Source organism: Serratia sp. 25CWL12, from assembly GCF_055790885.1.
The window spans coordinates 1,457,878-1,474,856 of the sequence record NZ_CM147698.1 but is presented as its reverse complement, the minus strand read 5'-3'; the positions used below and the strand labels follow the sequence as shown (position 1 = coordinate 1,474,856).

Sequence of the window (16,979 nt, the reverse complement as noted above, 5' to 3'; positions counted from 1 at the left end):
TTTAATTGCAGGGCGACCATCGCCGCCCTGTTTTTTTATGCGGCTAACGCTTTGGCGATCTTCTCGTACAGATCCCCTGAGAGCTGGTCCAGCCCTTTCAATTGCTCTAACGCCTGACGCATCAGTGCCTGACGCGAAGCATCATAGCGTTTCAAGCGAATCAACGGTTCAATCAAACGAGCGGCGACCTGAGGATTACGCTGATTAAGATCACTGAGGATCTCCACCAGGAATTGATAACCACTGCCATCTACCGCATGAAAAGCCGCAGGATTGGCCGAAGCAAAAGCACCAATTAGCGAACGGATGCGGTTAGGGTTACTGAGGCTAAATGAACGGTGTTGTAATAAGGCACGCACGTTGCTGAGCACATCGGCTGCTGGGCTGGTGGCCTGCAGTACAAACCATTTATCCATCACCAAGCCATCTTGATGCCAACGTTGGTCAAACTCGGTCATTAACGCCTCACAACAAGGCAATTGTGCAGCAACCGCCGCAGCTAAGGCAGCCAGTGAATCAGTCATATTATCTGCCTGATGGAACTGCTGAGTCACTAATCGCTCTGCCAACGTCGCCTCACCGAAGGCCAGATAATGCAGGCAGACATTACGCAATGAACGTTTGGCAATATCACCATGCTCAACTCGGTAACCTTGTGTTTTATTGGCATAATAGACCGCCAGCCACTCATCACCCATTTCTTGTGCCAGGCAATGGGTGATCGATTCATGCACCGCCGCAATCGCCGTCGGATCAATGGTGGTAAACAATTCCGCTATTTCGTTTTCCCCAGGAAGGGTGAGGATCTGTGCCGCCAACGCTGGATCCAGTTTCTCATCCAACAACACCGCACGGAACGCATCCACCACATGATGTGGCAATGACAGCGGTTGTTTTTGCTGATATTTCGCCACATTCAGCTTGATATAAATCGCCAGCAAGCTCTGCGCTGCATCCCAGCGGGCAAACTCATTGCGTGCATGCTGCATCAGGAAAGTTAACTGCTGATCGCTATAAGGATAATCCAACTTCACTGGCGCAGAAAATTCACGCAACAATGAAGGGACGGGCTTCTCCGCCACGTTATCAAACACAAAAGTCTGTTCAGCCGCAGTGACATTCAAGATGTTCTTCACCGGTGAGCCGGCTTTTTGCAGGGCTATCACCTTACCTTGGCTATCATAAAGCTCAATATCCAGCGGGATATGTAATGGCAGTTTTTCTGGCTGGTCCGCTGTCGGTTCAGTTTTCTGGCTGACATGTAAACGGTATTGCTGCAGTTCGGCATCATACTCGTCGCGCACCGTCAACTGAGGTGTACCAGATTGACTGTACCAACGGCGAAACAGCGATAAATCAACGTTGGAGGCGTCTTCCATTGCTTGAACAAAGTCGTCACAAGTGGCTGCACTACCATCGTGACGTTCAAAATAGAGCTGCATCCCCGCCTGGAACTGTTGTTCCCCCAGCAGTGTATGCAGCATACGAATCACTTCAGACCCCTTTTCATACACCGTTAAGGTATAGAAGTTGTTCATCTCGATCACTTTGTCTGGCCGAATGGCATGGGCCATCGGGCTGGCATCTTCGGCAAACTGAGCCCCGCGCATCACTCGAACATTATCGATACGGTTAACCGAACGAGACCCCAGATCGGAACTGAATTCCTGGTCACGGAATACCGTCAACCCCTCTTTCAGACTCAGTTGGAACCAGTCGCGGCAAGTCACCCGGTTGCCGGTCCAGTTATGGAAATATTCGTGACCAATGACTGCTTCAATATTCAGGTAATCTTTATCGGTGGCAGTTTCCGCCTTCGCCAGCACATATTTCGAGTTAAAGACATTTAACCCTTTGTTTTCCATCGCGCCCATATTGAAGAAATCTACCGCGACGATCATGTAGATATCCAGATCATATTCCAGACCGAAACGCACTTCATCCCACTTCATGGCACTCTTTAGTGAGGTCATCGCCCAATCAGCACGATCCAGATTGCCGCGATCAACAAACAGTTCCAGCGCGACCTGGCGACCAGAACGTGTGGTGAAGGTATCACGTAACACATCGAAATCACCGGCTACCAAGGCGAACAAATAACAGGGTTTAGGAAACGGATCCTGCCATTCTACCCAGTGACGCCCATCACCCAGTTCCCCGGCAGCAACGCGGTTGCCATTTGACAATAGGAAGGGGTAAGCGGCTTTATTGGCGGTGATTCGGGTGGTGAACCGCGCCAATACATCAGGACGATCCAGATAGTAAGTAATATGGCGGAAGCCTTCGGCCTCACACTGAGTGCATAATGCGCTGCCAGAAAGGTATAGCCCCTCTAATGCACTATTTTTTGCCGGATGAATCTCGGTAACCAGAGTGAGGGTAAACTGTGCCGGTAACTGTTCAATGGCCAGTTGATTATCCTGTTGATGATAAGCATGCCATGGCTGCCCATCCACCAGAATACTCACCAGCGTCAGCTCTTCACCATTAAGGACCAACGCAGCACCATCAGCACTGTTCTGCCGTTTGACCTGGCTGATTGCCGTTACTCGTGTAGTTTCGGCATCCAGTTCGAAATCCAAAGCGATATCCGTAATGGTGTAATCTGGAGCACGATAATCATGGCGAAACTTCGCCTGAGGTTGTGATGTCATAGAAAACCTTCGACGTTTCAGTGAGTAAAAAGGTAGCCGCTATACCCAGGTTAATTCCCATTACCTAAATAAGTGTTCCTAATACCGCTACACTTTAAGCTTTTGGTCGGTGGGAATGGTCAGGAACGCCAACACGCCGTAAACCCCTCCCTGGGGGCTCGTATCGCGCGTCCATGCGCTCAACGGTCGGCTAACCTGCCTCATTCTCACCTTTAGCACTATTACGCGCCGCTATTTAGGGTCAACAGTGAATAAACTGTACCACAGACAAGGGAAAAACCCAGTGACAGCGGTGAATTACCGCAAGATTTACCCTTACCGCTCAGCTAACTGTTTATCCAGTGTGCCGTTATTGCGCGCTGATTTAAGCAATCATTCAATCCTTCGGTTATCAATGCCATAATGATTGCGATACTAAAGGAGAATGAAAATGAAATTTGTCGGTGCACATGTCAGTGCTTCAGGTGGGGTAGACCAGGCGGTACTCCGTGCCCATGAACTAGAGGCAACCGCATTTGCCCTGTTTACTAAAAATCAACGTCAATGGAAAGCGGCACCACTCACCACTGAGGTTATCGATAAGTTCAAGCGTGCCTGTGTACAATATGGCTATGGTCCACAGCAGATCCTCCCTCATGACAGTTATCTGATTAATCTTGGCCACCCGGACAGCGAAGCGCTGGAAAAATCCCGTGAGGCGTTTCTCGACGAAATACAGCGCTGCGAACAATTAGGGCTGACGCTACTTAATTTCCATCCTGGCAGTCATTTAATGCAGATCGATGAAGCGCAATGTCTGGCGCGTATCGCGGAATCTATCAACATTGCGTTAGATAAAACCCAAGGGGTGACGGCGGTGATTGAAAATACCGCCGGTCAAGGAACGAATCTGGGTTTTAAATTTGAACATCTAGCGGCGATCATTGACGGTGTGGAAGATAAAAGCCGCGTCGGTGTTTGTATCGATACCTGCCATACTTTTGCCGCGGGTTATGATCTGCGTAGTGAAGAGGATTGCCAGCGCACATTTCAGCAACTGGGGGATATCGTCGGCTTTAATTATTTGCGTGGCATGCATCTTAATGATGCCAAGAGCGAGTTTAATAGCCATGTCGACCGCCACCACAGCCTGGGTGAAGGCAACATTGGCAAAACCGTGTTCCGTTATATTATGCGTGATACGCGCTTCGATAATATCCCGCTGATTCTGGAAACCGTAAACCCAGATATCTGGGCTGAAGAAATCGCCTGGTTAAAAGCGCAGCAATAAGTCGCCACTATCCTTAAGTAAAACCGGCACCTGATTCAGTGCCGGTTTTGATGGTGACTTGTATTAATCGTTGATTGCTATTATGCCGCTGCCGACACCTCAGAACGCTTCAGGACGGCATAGCATCCCCCAGCCAGCAAGGTTCCGGCAACAATCGCCAGCAGATACAACAGCACCGGTGAAATCGCGCCAGGAATCAACAGAACAAACAAACCACCGTGAGGTGCCATCAGTTTTGCCCCGAAATACATCGACAGTGCCCCTGTCAGCGCACCACCAGCGATACAGCACGGCAGCACTCGCATTGGGTCACGTGCGGCAAACGGAATCGCACCTTCACTGATAAAGCAAAGACCAAGTACCAACGCCGCTTTGCCACCTTCCTGCTCAGATTTCTCGAACTTGCGGCGTGCCAGAATCGTCGCCAGGCCCATCGCCAACGGTGGTACCATCCCTGCGGCCATAATCGCCGCCATTGGTGCATAGACAGATGAACTTAACAGCGCAACCCCAAAGGCATAGGCCGCTTTGTTCACGGGTCCCCCCATATCGGTACACATCATGGCACCCAGGATCGCCCCCAGCAGCACCGCATTGCCGGTGCCCAAAGATTGCAGCCAATCGGTCAACCCTTCCATAATTTTCGCGACCGGCGTGCCCACCACGTAAATCATAATAAGGCCGGTGATTAAACTGGCACCTAGCGGAATAATCAGTATGGGCTTCAGCGCTTCCATACTCTGTGGCAGTTGTAACTTGCCACTGATGGCTTTAGCCACATAACCTGCCAGGAAACCAGCAATAATACCGCCAAGAAAACCCGCCCCGGTACTAACCGCCAACATACCGCCAATCATGCCCGGCGTCAGACCTGGACGATCAGCAATAGAAAACGCGATATAACCAGCCAGTACCGGCACCATCAGGGCAAAAGCGGAAGCACCACCAATTTGCATCAGGGCGGCAGCCAGTGTCCCTTTGACTTCAAACGCTTTGATACCAAACACAAATGACAGCGCGATGCACAAACCGCCCGCGACCACCATCGGCAACATATAGGAAACACCAGTCAACAAGTGGCGATAGGGCCCGGTACTCTCTTTTTTCTTGCTCGCGCTAGTAGCGGCACCGCTTTTCTGAGGTTGGAAAACCGTTGCCTCAACCAGGGCCTTATCCAGCTCTTGTACCGTTTTCTTTAACGCTAAACCGGTTGAAGTGCGATACATCGGCTTACCAGCAAATTTATCGAGATCCACTTCGATGTCTGCTGCAACAATCACCAGATCAGCAGCCGCGACTTCTTCCGCCGTGATGGCATTACCCGCCCCCACTGAGCCGCGAGTTTCAACCTTCACCCACCAACCACGCTTTTTAGCTTCCACTTCTATCGCTTCTGCGGCCATAAAGGTATGTGCCACGCCAGTTGGGCAGGCGGTGACTGCCACCACCCGTTTTTGGCTAGCGGGGCTTAACGGTACTGCCGCCGAGGCGTGGTATGGTTTAGCTTCTGCCTGTGCAGTGGCCAGAAACGCCTCAGCTTCCCGCACCGCCTGTTCCACATCACCAAGATAAACCCGCTTGCCGTTCAGCTCGGCGTCAGTAGGTATTGAATTCCCAGCGACAACCACCAGTTCCGCATCATTTAGTGACTCAACCAGTATCAGGCCAGTTTTGGCCGCAGCGGCCTCGAGCATACGTTTCGCCAGGTGACTACGTGCCTGACCCAGCGAACTATCTATCATTAGCAGCGTTTTCATTCTGCCTCCTGCTATCAATTGAAAGGTTTCAGATCGACACGCGCCATCATCGCGGCCAGTTGTGGACGGTCAGAGATACCAACATTACTCTGGCTAACAGCAATGGCAGCCACCGCAGTGGCTAAACGCAAGGTATGTTCACTGGATTCCCGCATCAGCAAGCCATAAATCAAACCACCCACCATCGAGTCACCTGCACCTACGGTACTGACCACTTCACAAGCTGGCGGTTTGGCTATCCAGGCCCCAGAAGCATTCACCCACAATGCGCCTTCAGCCCCTAACGAGATCACCACATGGGCAATACCTTGATCACGAAGTGCATGAGCAGCTTCAACCACATCTGCCAATGTCGGTAACGGACGCCCAGCCCAGATTTCCAGTTCGCGACGGTTGGGTTTCACCAACCAAGGCGAGGCTTTCAAACCGGCAACCAACGCTTCACGGCTACTATCAAAAATAATGCACGGGCAAAGCGCACGCAGGCGAATCATCCATTCGGTAAAGGCTTCTGGAGCCACACCGCTAGGTAGACTGCCGCTAACCGCCACCATATCGAACTGCCCTAGCCAAGTCAGAGAATCGGTAACAAAGCGCTCCCAATCCGATGGGGTCACCTCAAAACCAGAAAAATTGAAATCGGTGACTTCACCCTCTTTTTCCGTCAGCTTGACGTTGATACGAGTACGCCCGGGTACCACCTGAAAACGGTTGGCAATGCCCAGGTCGCTGAACAGCTGCTGAAAGCCATCCTGGTTGTCTTTACCCAGGAACCCGCCGACCGTGACATCGATACCCAGATCCTTCAGCACTTTAGCAACGTTAATCCCTTTGCCTGCCGCGTGTAATCCAGCCGTTTTTACCAGATTGACTTCGCCGCGCTCAATCTCGGGGCAAAAACCCACCAGATCGTAAGCCGGGTTCAAGGTAATAGTGGCGACTCTTCTGCTCATGCTGCACCCTCGCCAAGCCCTTCACTGATCGCTTCGCCGATTGCTGTTAGGGCGGCTTGCGCATCCTCACCACTGGCGGTAAAACGTAAGCGGTGGCCTTTTTTCACCCCTAATGCCACCACTTTCATCAAGCTGCGACCATTTGCCGGTTTACCACTCCCATCGAGATTAGTGACGGTAATTTCGCTATTAAACTGCTTGATCACATTCACCAATACGGTACCTGGGCGGGCATGCAAACCATGTTCGTTGCGCACCACATATTCTGCACTCAGTAAATCATTCTCTTCAGCCACGGCGCTAGTTAACAAGGCCAGTACCCCTGAGACATCCGCCTTCAGCAAGCTTTCAGCTTTATGACTCTGTAGCAGATCACTTAAGTAATTCAGTACTTCCAGCGGTTGTTGATCGGCAACCGATACCGTCAGTAACAGCGCAACTTTTTCACCATTTTCATCAAATGGCTGCGCGGGGCGGCTAACGGTAGCGGCACTGACCAAATTGCCTTCTGTGCTGTCGCTTAGCCAAATCCCCTGCCCCAGGTTCAAGGGTTTATGGGTGATCACCTCGCTGACAAACTGCGCATTGACGACACCTCTTTGTTGCAGACGGCCGGCATTCAACGCTTGCAGTGTCATCAAAGAATCTGCCGCTACATCCAGGGCAACCAACGCAGCATCAAACTGGAATTCAGCCGTCAGTTGCTCACCCATCAGCACGCTACGCAACTCTTCTGCTGACGTGGTAGTGGCTAATGATTTAGCAACACCCTCATCACTCAATACATGGGTCAATTGACGTAATAAGCCCAAATGCTCATCGGAACGGGCTGCAATACCGATAACCACATAGGCGGTTTGCCCTTCCCCCATTCAATGCCTTGCGGAAATTGAAATACCTGTACACCGGTGTTCAGCACCAGACCACGAGTCTCCGTCGTACCATGTGGAATGGCGATGCCATTGCCCAGGTAGGTGGATGTTTGCAGTTCTCGCTGTAGCATGCCGTCCACATAACCGGCACTGACATTCCCGGCAGCGGCGAGCGCTGCCGCAACCTGCCGGATAGCATCCTGTTTACCGCTGGCAGCAGCTCCCAGGTGAATATTTTGCTGTGACAACTGGAGCATAGTTCTCCTCCCCTACTGAGTTGAATCGTTTCAGTTATAGCGACTAAAAGGAGCGCTGCCCCTCTTTTTCTACAAAGGGGAACAGCGCTGAAACGTTTCAATCAGTCTGTGATTAGCGATGAATAAAAGCAAGATCCGTTACTGCTCCGGTGATAAATTTTTGACCTTGCGCACACTTTATTGTAAGAAACCTGCGAATAAAAAGAATAGTGGCATACTTTGCTGAAATCGAGCTGAAGGAGTAATTATGGCAGTGCTGACCGGTGTGGGTGTCATCATCGTTAATCCTCAAGGGCAAATCCTGTTAGGGAAACGGTGCAGCTCCCACGCCCCTTTCTGGTCAATTCCCGGTGGTTATCTGGAGGCCGGTGAAACCTTTGAACAATGTGCTCAGCGTGAAGTTGCTGAAGAGACCGGGCTAGAAATTGCACCGCCGCGCTTTATTGGTATCAGTAATAATCTACAAACCTGGCAATCCGAGGGAAAGCACACCGTCTCCATCTGTATGCTGGTTCATCATTCTGGTGGTAAAGCTGAATTGAAAGAGCAGGAAAAGTGTGCTGAATGGCGCTGGTGTTCACCCGATGAACTCCCTAAGCCCCATTTTGAAGCCAGCAAAGCGGCAATTTACTTATGGCGTAACCAACTCACTTATTTGCCGGTACCTGCTATAGCTTGATTAATCAGGTAGTTCTTGTTCTTCAAGTTCAGGTTCTTCAGGTTCTGGGAATACCCCCTACTCTGCTCTATGGGTACCTGGCAAATGAAACAACCTGACTGTCATGGTTTTGTTTTTTTAAACCTCTATTTCACGTATTATGCCCGCGACCTCTCACTCTTTGGCAGTTTATATGAGTACCTTCTCGGTAATAACGCGTTTTTTGCCTAATTCGACTTCGCTGGCTTTCCTGATTGTTGCTTTCCTCACGGGTATTGCTGGTGCCTTACAAATGCCCACGCTAAGTCTATTTCTGTCCACTGAAGTCAATGCACGCCCAGCAATGGTTGGCCTGTTTTTTACCGGCAGCGCGGTCATCGGTATTTTGGTCAGCCAATTTCTTGCTACTCGTTCGGATAAAAAAGGCGATCGGAAATCACTGATTTTTGTCTGCTGCTTACTGGGAGCATTGGCTTGCGCGTTATTTGCCTGGAACCGTAACTATTATATCTTGCTGTTTATTGGTGTGTTGTTAAGTAGCTTTGGCTCTACCGCCAATCCACAGATGTTTGCCCTGGCACGAGAACACGCCGAACACACCGGGCGTGAAGCGGTCATGTTCAGCTCGATACTGCGTGCCCAGATCTCCCTGGCCTGGGTGATTGGCCCGCCGATTGCGTTTGCCTTGGCGCTGGGTTTTGGCTTCAAGGTGATGTATCTAGCCGCAGCGGCGACCTTTATTCTTTGTGGTGGGCTGGTCTGGAAAATGTTGCCTTCCATGCCTAAAGTGCCCGCCGCCAAAGACGCTGCCGTGTTAGAAGCCCCACGCCAGAATCGTCGCGATACGCTACTGTTATTTTTCGCCTGCACATTGATGTGGACAGCCAATGGGATGTATTTGATTAATATGCCATTGTACCTGGTCCGGGAGCTGAATCTACCCGAGAAACTTGCTGGGATATTGATGGGGACCGCTGCCGGGCTGGAGATCCCAGTGATGTTGCTCGCTGGTATGGTGGCCAAACGCTTTGGCAAACGCTTGTTAATGCGCTGTGCCGTAATTGCCGGGGTTCTGTTCTATGCCGGATTGCTGTTTATCAATGGCAGTGGAGCACTAATCGCTCTGCAACTGTTCAATGCTTTGTTTATTGGCATTCTGGCAGGTATCGGTATGCTCTATTTCCAGGATCTGATGCCCGGGCAAGCAGGCGCGGCAACCACCTTATTTACCAATACCACGCGTGTCGGCTGGATCATTGCCGGTTCAATCGCCGGTTCAGTGGCCGAAATATGGAGTTACCACGCGGTGTTTTACTTCGCGCTGGCAATGATGCTGGCAGCCACGCAATGTTTATGGCGCCTCAAAAAAGCTTAAGGGGCGGTATCCACTTCCAATTTGGCCAGGTAAATTAAGGCCTCATTACGGTGGGTACCACACATCTCTGCGCAGGCCTGCAAACTGGCACAGACTTTTGGACGCAGCGGCGAGTTAAACAATTCGCAACGCCATTGGCTATCCAGATGAATACAACGAATATTGGCCGGTTTGCCATCAGGCATGCCGGGTAACGAACTGGAAATAGAGGGTGCGATACAGCAAGCACCACAGTCAGAGCGGCATTCCATTAGCGATTCCCTTGGCAAGCCAGCAAAAGCAGGTAGCGAACCATACCAGTCCACTGCTCTTGTTACCACCCGGTTGTGTGGTTAATCAGTTATGCCGCGCTAACTTGTAGGGCCAATCCACACCAATCCAATCCACACCACAGATAAGAGCCTAGTTGATTTGATTGGGGGAACTGAAGGTACGGATAACCAAGTAATGCAGTAACCACCCTAACCATGGATATAAAACAGCAATATACCGGCTTTACATGCACAACTCCCGCATGTACTATTGAGCTAGTACAACAATACTTCTTCAATGGCTAGCCAGGAGTCACCATGCCAACCAACACCACTCATCAACCTTCCCGCCCTTCTGTCCTTGGTGGTGCGATGATTATTGCCGGTACCGCTGTCGGCGCAGGGATGTTTTCCATTCCTATTGTCACTTCTGGCGTATGGTTCAGTGGCTCCGTCGTGCTGCTGGTCTATACCTGGGCCTGTATGCTCATTTCCGGCTTGATGATCCTGGAAGCGACGCTTAATTTCCCTACCGGTGCCAGTTTCCCCACGATGGTAAAAAGCCTACTGGGTAAGGGGTGGAATACACTTAATAGCTTATCCATCACCTTTGTTTTATATATTTTGACTTACGCCTATATCTCGGCAGGAGGCTCGATTATTGCCCACACTCTGGAGGACATCATCGGTACCAGTCAGGCGGTGTCTGGCTTGGTGTTTGCCATGGTCGTGGCCTTTATTGTCTGGTTATCAACTCGTGCCGTTGATCGCCTCAGCACCATTCTGATCGGTGGAATGGTGATCACTTTTGTGCTGTCCGTTGGGGATATGTTTACTCATGTTCAATCAACCCTATTATTTAATCGCAATGAGACTCACCCCAGCTATCTGCCCTATGCGTTGGCTGCGATGCCCTATTTGCTGACCTCGTTTGGTTATCATGGCAACGTCCCGGGGTTAGTGAAGTATTACCAGAAAGACAGTGGCGCGGTAGTGCGTAGTTTGGTGTATGGCACGCTACTAGCTCTGGTGATCTACATCCTGTGGCAGTATGTGATTCAAGGCAATATTCCCCGCGACGCCTTTAAACAAGTGATTGCTGAAGGCGGTAATATTGGCAATCTGCTCAAACAAATGGGGCATGCGTCCAGTAGCCAAGCTGTCGGCCAGTTACTCAATGCGTTCTCTTATATGGCACTGGCGAGTTCATTCCTTGGCGTATCACTAGGCTTGTTCGATTTCCTCGCCGACTTCTTCAAATTTAGCGATAGTCCCGTTGGCCGCACGCAATCTGCACTGCTCACCTTCGTCCCTCCAGCGTTAGCTGCAGTTCTGTTTCCTAACGGTTTCCTGTATGCCATTGGTTTTGCTGGCCTGGCGGCCACGGTTTGGGCGGTAATTGTGCCAGCGATGATGGCTCGCGCGAGCCGCCGTCAATTCCCGCTGGCCAAATACCGTGCTCTAGGAGGCCAGGGTATGATCCTGTTTATCCTGCTCTTTGGTTTGATTAATGCTATCGCTCATGGGCTAACGCTGTTTAATTTACTGCCAGTGTTTAAATAGAAACCAAGGGCGGTATTCACCGCCCATTTGCCGCACTCTTTTTACACCAGACTCTTGCCTGAAAAGCAGGGTACGAGTAACGTGTGACAACTTTTAAAAATTTCTACCCTTACGGATTTCAACTGGCAACCAGAGGCGCATTGAGAACAAATAGCGCCCTGGCCATTTGAATCACAACGGGTCACTATCGACAGGTTTTTTTCATGGCAAAAGCAAACGAAATCAAGCGTGGTATGGCGATCAACTACAATGGCAAATTGCTGTTGGTGAAAGATATTGATATCCAGAGCCCAAGCGCCCGCGGGGCCAGTACTTTGTATAAAATGCGTTTCTCCGACGTTCGTACCGGGCTGAAGGTAGAAGAGCGTTTTAAAGGTGATGACATTCTCGATACCATCAGTCTATCCCGCCGAAAAGTGAGCTTTTCTTATATAGACGGTGAAGAGTATGTCTTTATGGATGAAGAGGATTACAGTTCGTATATCTTCAAGAAAGATCAAATTGAAGACGAGCTGCTGTTTATTCCGGAAGCAGGCTTGCCAGGCATGCAGGTACTGACGTTGGAAGGTCAAGTATTGGCATTGGAACTGCCACAAACTGTGGACATGGAAATAGTTGACACCGCCCCAGGCATCAAAGGGGCTTCTGCTAGTGCGCGCAATAAACCTGCCACCATGGCCACCGGTTTAGTTATTCAAGTGCCAGAATATCTCAGTGCTGGAGACAAAATCCGCATCCATATCGCTGAGCGTCGCTATATGGGCCGCGCTGATTGATATCGCATAACATACCATGCCAGGCTTCCCGCTGGCATGGTATGAGTTAATACACTAACGATATACGACTGTCATCACGGCCAGTTTCTGCTGTTGATCTATCCATTTCATTTCGGTAGTGCCGATATTCAACGGCAACTCTTTACTACGACCATCAACATTTGCCAGAGTCTGCGCCGACGTGTAATTATGACCATTACGATAACATTGAGTATTAGCTGTTGAATTGTCCACGTTGGTTAAACAGGGGCTTTCAACAATGGCACCGACAAAGTTAATCACTCCGCCCGTCGTGCCAGCTTGACTTGCAGCCATCCATGAAGACAACACTCCTGCGATTAAGAATAACCGTAAGATGTTCATGGTAACCTCAACTTTTGTTAAGTTACTTTACACTCATGTGTTAAGTCCCTTTAAACATTTATTGTTAAGTCTCTTTAAACATAGTGCATTCTTTAGGAATACGAGTCATCAATAGGTGGTTTTTTATTACAATTATGTAACCAAAAGTGCGATTTGATTTAATGTACTGATCGGGAAAGTATTTTTATCTTGATCGTTAAAATAAAAATCAGATGCCTCAAATAAGAACTGTTTTCAATTGCAAATTTATATTGCTGTAGATTTCAGCTCAGTATTGATGTGCTTAATAAATCAACAAGCCTTAATAATCATTGAAATAACTCCGACTTATTAAGAGGAAAACATGACAAAAACCAATCTGATCACCGGCTTTCTCGGCAGTGGAAAAACCACGACCATCCGTCATCTTCTCGCCAATAAGCCAGAAAATGAGCGTTGGGCGGTACTGGTGAACGAGTTTGGCGAGATTGGTATTGATGGCGCTCTGTTAGCAGATAGCGGTGCGGTATTAAAAGAGATCCCCGGCGGTTGTATGTGCTGTGTGAATGGCCTGCCAATGCAACTGGGGCTTAACCTGCTGCTCCAGCAAGCAAAGCCCGACCGATTATTGATAGAACCCACCGGTCTGGGGCATCCCAAGCAGATCCTGGCGCTGTTAACCCAAGAGACCTATGGCGGATGGATTGACCTGCGGGCAACGCTCTGTTTGCTTGATCCTCGCCAATTGGGTCAGCCTCGTTACTACGAAAATGAAAATTTCCGTGACCAATTGGCGGCTGCCGATATCATCATCGCCAATAAAATGGATACCTGGCAATCCCAGGATGCCCAGGCACTCAGCGAGTGGCAAGCACAGCAGGGGCAACAACGACCTGTTTATCCCCTCGAACAGGGGCGTATAGACCTGAAATTGTTAGACCTGCCACGCACCAATCACATCGAATTAGCCGATGCACAGCAGCATAATCACCCTGCTCAATCCAAGGGATTGGCCGCCCTGCGTCTCACTAAAAATGATCGTTGGCGCAGAGCACTTAATCATGGCCAGGGATTTACCAGTTGCGGCTGGATTTTTGATCATCAAACCCAGTTTGATACCGTTGGCATGATGGAGTGGATCCGCTTGGCCCCCGTTGAACGGGCTAAAGCCGTAGTCCGCATTGCCGAAGGGTGCTTGCTGATCAATCGACAAGGGCAGGACCTCAGTATTGAAACACGCCCAGTGCCACCGTTGGACAGCCGGGTAGAATTAATCCATAGCGCCGAAGCAGATTGGAATAGCCTACAATCTGCCCTATTAAAGATTCGTTTGAGTGAGTAATTGACTCTCACACTTGGCGGAACGATACCGATTCCGCCATTTAACACAAAGCCAACACAAGCACTACATATTGTTTTATTTATGTAAACACTTACATTTTTTTCAATCAAGCCCAAAAAAAACTCGCAATCATTACCTCATTCCGGTAGTCTCAGTGCGTTTATGCCTAACTAAGAGCGTCAGTAACCCGCTGATTAAAAATGTGCGTTGTAGCACATCTGGGACGATAACTGATTGTTCTTCTTATGAGTGAAGGCTACCCTCGTAAAGTTTGGTATTTTTAGATAGCGGATTCATCGCTAAGGATTTCAAGGGAATATAACTACAATGGTCAAGTCTCAACCTTTTATGAGATATTTTTTGCGGGTCGTGCCTGCAATCACAGTAGCAATGATGCTTTCAGCCTGTGGCTCAACAAACACTTCGAAGTTAGATGGCTCACAAACTGAGATGCATGCAGTTAATGACAAAAATGGTCTTTTACTGCAAGCCTCTCAGGATGAATTCGAAGCCATGGTGCGTAATGTTGACGTCAAGTCAAAGATTATGACCCAATATGCAGCTTGGAAAGGTGTTCGTTATCGTTTAGGTGGTGAGACTAAGCGCGGCATTGATTGTTCTGGATTTGTACAGCGTACTTTTCGCGAACAATTTGGTATGGATTTGCCCCGCTCAACTTACCAACAAAGTGACATGGGTAAGAAAATCCAGCGTGCTAAATTGCGTGTCGGCGATTTAGTGTTATTCCGTGCTGGCTCTACGGGCCGCCATGTGGGTATTTATTTAGGCAACGACAAGTTCGTTCATGCCTCTACCAGCATTGGTGTGACAATCTCCAGTATGAATGACAGCTATTGGAACAAGCGCTATCATGAAGGGCGTAGAGTATTAAGTAAGAGCTCTAGCTAATAGCGGCATACCAGATTGAGTCCTAAATCCCGAACAAACGAGATAAAAACGCGACCCTATGGTGGCGTTTTTTTTGTAAGCCTCCCCTTGCTATACTCAATTTGACCATTCAGTAGTTATACTCGTCAAACTTCCCGTTGCATGCATATTAGCTGCAAATTATAAAGCCGCGGTGACTATAATACAGACAATAGAAGAATGATGGTTTAATACCCGGGGCTGTAGGAGCAAATTATGGGCTTAAAGCGGGCGTTTGCACGCCATGCTTCACACAAACGACGTAGCCTGATTAAAAGCAGCATTGCCGCTCTGGCTTTTTTTGTTGTCTTTACGTTCACAACGCTATTTCTGATTAGCCATCAGCGCAGTCAATATCAACATGAATTTGAAATTCGCATAGAGAAATTTACGGTTGATTATTTCGATCGCCTGATAGAAATCATGCAGCAACTGATGCCACTCGCGGATAAATCCTGCCCTACCGCTCAAGACGCTCTCTCTTATCGTGCTGCGTTCACTTCGGGTGTTCGCACGTTTGTTCTAGTACGAAATGGTATTGCTTACTGCTCTTCCGCCATCGGAAACATGATGCTGGAGACACAGGTTCTTTACCCTGAAGTCGACTGGCAAAAACCACTGGACCTAAAATTGCGACAAGGTACCGCCTTTGTACCGGAAAGACCCGCCATCGCGTTGTGGCTACAGCAGCCAGGTGCAGGTAATACTGGCGTATTGGCAACGCTGGATCTCAGCCTGACCCCTTATCTGCTGCTCACTGCTCATCAAGATGATGCACAAGGACTAGCCATTGTGATGGGCAAAAATGCCATGACCACTTTCAGCCCAGACCTGATGCCGGTAACGCAATTACCCACCACCCATGCCAGTAGTCTGCACATTGAAAAATACCCCTTGACCCTCCGTTTCTACCACCAGCAACTAACCGCTGACAATATACGTTTTACGGTTCTCGGTAGCCTGGCGCTTTCCTTGCTGGTCAGCGTACTGTATTACTTTCTGCAGATACTCAACCAGAGCCCTGACCGAGCACTGCGCAGAGGCATCAAGCGTAATGAGTTCTTTGTGGAGTACCAACCGGTCTACCACAGTAAAACGGGCTCGCTTGCTGGATTGGAGGCATTGATCCGCTGGCAACACCCTACGGAAGGGCGGATCCCGTTGGAGCTGTTTATCCCCTATGCTGAAACTGCCGGGCTAATCATTCCGCTAACGCGCCATCTGTTCAGCCTGATCGTGGCGGACACCCCGCAGTTGGTGGAAATTTTGCCCAAAGGGGCCAAAATCAGCCTCAATCTCGCCCCTTCTCATCTCGCTGTCGCTTCATTTCGTGATGATATTCTCAACCTGTTGGCACAATTACCGCGCGAGCACTTGACGTTGGTTGTGGAAATTACGGAACGCGGCATGGTAGAGGAGAAGAATGCTAAAGATGAATTTGACTGGCTACATCGCCATGGCGTCGAGATCGCTGTAGACGACTTTGGCACCGGTCACAGTGCGTTGATCTACCTGCAACATTTCACCCTGGACTACCTGAAAATCGACCAAGGTTTCGTCCGTTTTATCGGTCATGATACCGTTACTGTCCCAGTATTAGATGCGGTCATTTCACTGGCTAAAAAACTAAAAATGCAAACCATCGCCGAAGGGGTGGAAACCATAGAGCAAGTCAATTTCCTGCGAGAGCGTGGCGTTAATTTTCTACAGGGCTATTATTTCAGTAAACCGCTTAACATTGAGGATCTGATGGCCTTTTGCCAGGCTACCTCTGAGTAGGGAACTTGAATTATAGCGAATCGCGCTCAGACCTTTAAACTTCTTTACCCTGCAACGCAGGGCAAAATGGTATGCTAGCGGCCAAATCAATAAGTTAACACCCAGATTCATCCAGGTGACTGCGCAAAAGTATCGATTGAAATACTGCAACGCAGCGAGGCTAATGGATGAACCCGATAACTGAGGGCCGCCATCCCCACAGT

13 protein-coding genes and 1 pseudogene are annotated in these 16,979 nt (G+C 49.4%); 8 read left to right on the top strand and 6 right to left on the bottom strand.

The window, feature by feature from the left end; genetic code table 11:
* Positions 1-35: 35 nt before the first annotated feature.
* Positions 36-2,654: an aminopeptidase N gene (gene pepN, locus ACX9GV_RS06510; RefSeq protein ID WP_473197474.1), complete on the bottom strand. Its 2,619-nt coding sequence runs from the start codon at positions 2,652-2,654 to the stop codon at positions 36-38.
* A gap of 430 nt (positions 2,655-3,084) precedes the next feature.
* Here pepN and nfo point away from each other — a divergent pair, with 430 nt between their 5' ends.
* Positions 3,085-3,924 carry a deoxyribonuclease IV gene (nfo, locus tag ACX9GV_RS06505; protein WP_473197473.1) on the top strand — a complete coding sequence of 280 codons (840 nt, stop codon included), beginning with the start codon at positions 3,085-3,087 and terminating at the stop codon, positions 3,922-3,924.
* A gap of 80 nt (positions 3,925-4,004) precedes the next feature.
* Here nfo and fruA read toward each other — a convergent pair whose 3' ends face one another.
* The 3 genes and pseudogenes from fruA to fruB all read right to left on the bottom strand — a co-directional run bounded on the left by fruA (position 4,005) and on the right by fruB (position 7,763).
* A complete protein-coding gene (gene fruA / locus ACX9GV_RS06500) occupies positions 4,005-5,681 on the bottom strand; it encodes a PTS fructose transporter subunit IIBC (RefSeq protein ID WP_473197472.1) in 1,677 nt (558 codons plus the stop codon).
* Positions 5,682-5,695: 14 nt separating this feature from the next.
* The gene (gene fruK, locus ACX9GV_RS06495) at positions 5,696-6,634 is read right to left on the bottom strand and encodes a 1-phosphofructokinase (RefSeq protein ID WP_473197471.1); all 939 of its coding nucleotides are present in this window, start codon (positions 6,632-6,634) and stop codon (positions 5,696-5,698) included.
* Positions 6,631-7,763: pseudogene (gene fruB, locus ACX9GV_RS06490) on the bottom strand (fused PTS fructose transporter subunit IIA/HPr protein). Before fruB ends, fruK begins: the two are co-directional and overlap by 4 nt.
* A gap of 247 nt (positions 7,764-8,010) precedes the next feature.
* Here fruB and ACX9GV_RS06485 point away from each other — a divergent pair.
* Both ACX9GV_RS06485 and ACX9GV_RS06480 read left to right on the top strand, forming a co-directional pair.
* Positions 8,011-8,442: a nucleotide triphosphate diphosphatase NUDT15 gene (locus ACX9GV_RS06485; RefSeq protein WP_473197470.1), complete on the top strand. Its 432-nt coding sequence runs from the start codon at positions 8,011-8,013 to the stop codon at positions 8,440-8,442.
* A gap of 172 nt (positions 8,443-8,614) precedes the next feature.
* Positions 8,615-9,796, top strand: coding sequence for a sugar efflux transporter (locus ACX9GV_RS06480; protein ID WP_473197469.1), 1,182 nt, complete (start codon positions 8,615-8,617; stop codon positions 9,794-9,796).
* Here ACX9GV_RS06480 and ACX9GV_RS06475 read toward each other — a convergent pair.
* The gene (locus ACX9GV_RS06475) at positions 9,793-10,047 is read right to left on the bottom strand and encodes a YkgJ family cysteine cluster protein (protein WP_473197468.1); all 255 of its coding nucleotides are present in this window, start codon (positions 10,045-10,047) and stop codon (positions 9,793-9,795) included. The genes ACX9GV_RS06480 and ACX9GV_RS06475 overlap by 4 nt on opposite strands.
* A 318-nt stretch (positions 10,048-10,365) precedes the next feature.
* Between ACX9GV_RS06475 and mtr the strand changes: the two genes are divergently transcribed.
* Together mtr and yeiP are read left to right on the top strand one after the other, a co-directional pair.
* Positions 10,366-11,610, top strand: a complete 1,245-nt coding sequence (mtr, locus tag ACX9GV_RS06470) for a tryptophan permease (protein ID WP_473197467.1) — start codon at positions 10,366-10,368, stop codon at positions 11,608-11,610.
* 203 nt (positions 11,611-11,813) lie between these two features.
* Complete coding sequence (gene yeiP, locus ACX9GV_RS06465) at positions 11,814-12,386, top strand: elongation factor P-like protein YeiP (RefSeq protein WP_023491612.1); 573 nt, start codon at positions 11,814-11,816, stop codon at positions 12,384-12,386.
* A 54-nt stretch (positions 12,387-12,440) separates the two neighbouring features.
* On the opposite strand, the gene ACX9GV_RS06460 is transcribed toward yeiP, so the two are convergent.
* The gene (locus ACX9GV_RS06460; protein ID WP_023491613.1) at positions 12,441-12,749 is read right to left on the bottom strand and encodes a hypothetical protein; all 309 of its coding nucleotides are present in this window, start codon (positions 12,747-12,749) and stop codon (positions 12,441-12,443) included.
* A 343-nt stretch (positions 12,750-13,092) separates the two neighbouring features.
* Here ACX9GV_RS06460 and ACX9GV_RS06455 point away from each other — a divergent pair, with 343 nt between their 5' ends.
* The 3 genes from ACX9GV_RS06455 to ACX9GV_RS06445 all read left to right on the top strand — a co-directional run bounded on the left by ACX9GV_RS06455 (position 13,093) and on the right by ACX9GV_RS06445 (position 16,776).
* Entirely contained in the window at positions 13,093-14,070 is a 978-nt protein-coding gene (locus tag ACX9GV_RS06455) for a CobW family GTP-binding protein (protein WP_473197466.1), read from the top strand.
* Between the two features lie 327 nt (positions 14,071-14,397).
* Complete coding sequence (gene mepS, locus ACX9GV_RS06450; RefSeq protein WP_473197465.1) at positions 14,398-14,979, top strand: bifunctional murein DD-endopeptidase/murein LD-carboxypeptidase; 582 nt, start codon at positions 14,398-14,400, stop codon at positions 14,977-14,979.
* 234 nt (positions 14,980-15,213) lie between these two features.
* Positions 15,214-16,776 (top strand): cyclic di-GMP phosphodiesterase, encoded by a 1,563-nt coding sequence (locus ACX9GV_RS06445; RefSeq protein ID WP_473197464.1) that lies wholly within the window; start codon positions 15,214-15,216, stop codon positions 16,774-16,776.
* Positions 16,777-16,979 lie beyond the last annotated feature (203 nt).

Excerpts from the sequence above, each read along its gene's own strand:
- pepN (WP_473197474.1), bottom strand. The coding sequence starts at position 2,654 with ATGACATCACAACCTCAGGCGAAGTTTCGCCATGATTATCGTGCTCCA.
- nfo (WP_473197473.1), top strand. The coding sequence starts at position 3,085 with ATGAAATTTGTCGGTGCACATGTCAGTGCTTCAGGTGGGGTAGACCAG.
- fruA (WP_473197472.1), bottom strand. The coding sequence starts at position 5,681 with ATGAAAACGCTGCTAATGATAGATAGTTCGCTGGGTCAGGCACGTAGT.
- fruK (WP_473197471.1), bottom strand. The coding sequence starts at position 6,634 with ATGAGCAGAAGAGTCGCCACTATTACCTTGAACCCGGCTTACGATCTG.
- ACX9GV_RS06485 (WP_473197470.1), top strand. The coding sequence starts at position 8,011 with ATGGCAGTGCTGACCGGTGTGGGTGTCATCATCGTTAATCCTCAAGGG.
- ACX9GV_RS06480 (WP_473197469.1), top strand. The coding sequence starts at position 8,615 with ATGAGTACCTTCTCGGTAATAACGCGTTTTTTGCCTAATTCGACTTCG.
- ACX9GV_RS06475 (WP_473197468.1), bottom strand. The coding sequence starts at position 10,047 with ATGGAATGCCGCTCTGACTGTGGTGCTTGCTGTATCGCACCCTCTATT.
- mtr (WP_473197467.1), top strand. The coding sequence starts at position 10,366 with ATGCCAACCAACACCACTCATCAACCTTCCCGCCCTTCTGTCCTTGGT.
- yeiP (WP_023491612.1), top strand. The coding sequence starts at position 11,814 with ATGGCAAAAGCAAACGAAATCAAGCGTGGTATGGCGATCAACTACAAT.
- ACX9GV_RS06460 (WP_023491613.1), bottom strand. The coding sequence starts at position 12,749 with ATGAACATCTTACGGTTATTCTTAATCGCAGGAGTGTTGTCTTCATGG.
- ACX9GV_RS06455 (WP_473197466.1), top strand. The coding sequence starts at position 13,093 with ATGACAAAAACCAATCTGATCACCGGCTTTCTCGGCAGTGGAAAAACC.
- mepS (WP_473197465.1), top strand. The coding sequence starts at position 14,398 with ATGGTCAAGTCTCAACCTTTTATGAGATATTTTTTGCGGGTCGTGCCT.
- ACX9GV_RS06445 (WP_473197464.1), top strand. The coding sequence starts at position 15,214 with ATGGGCTTAAAGCGGGCGTTTGCACGCCATGCTTCACACAAACGACGT.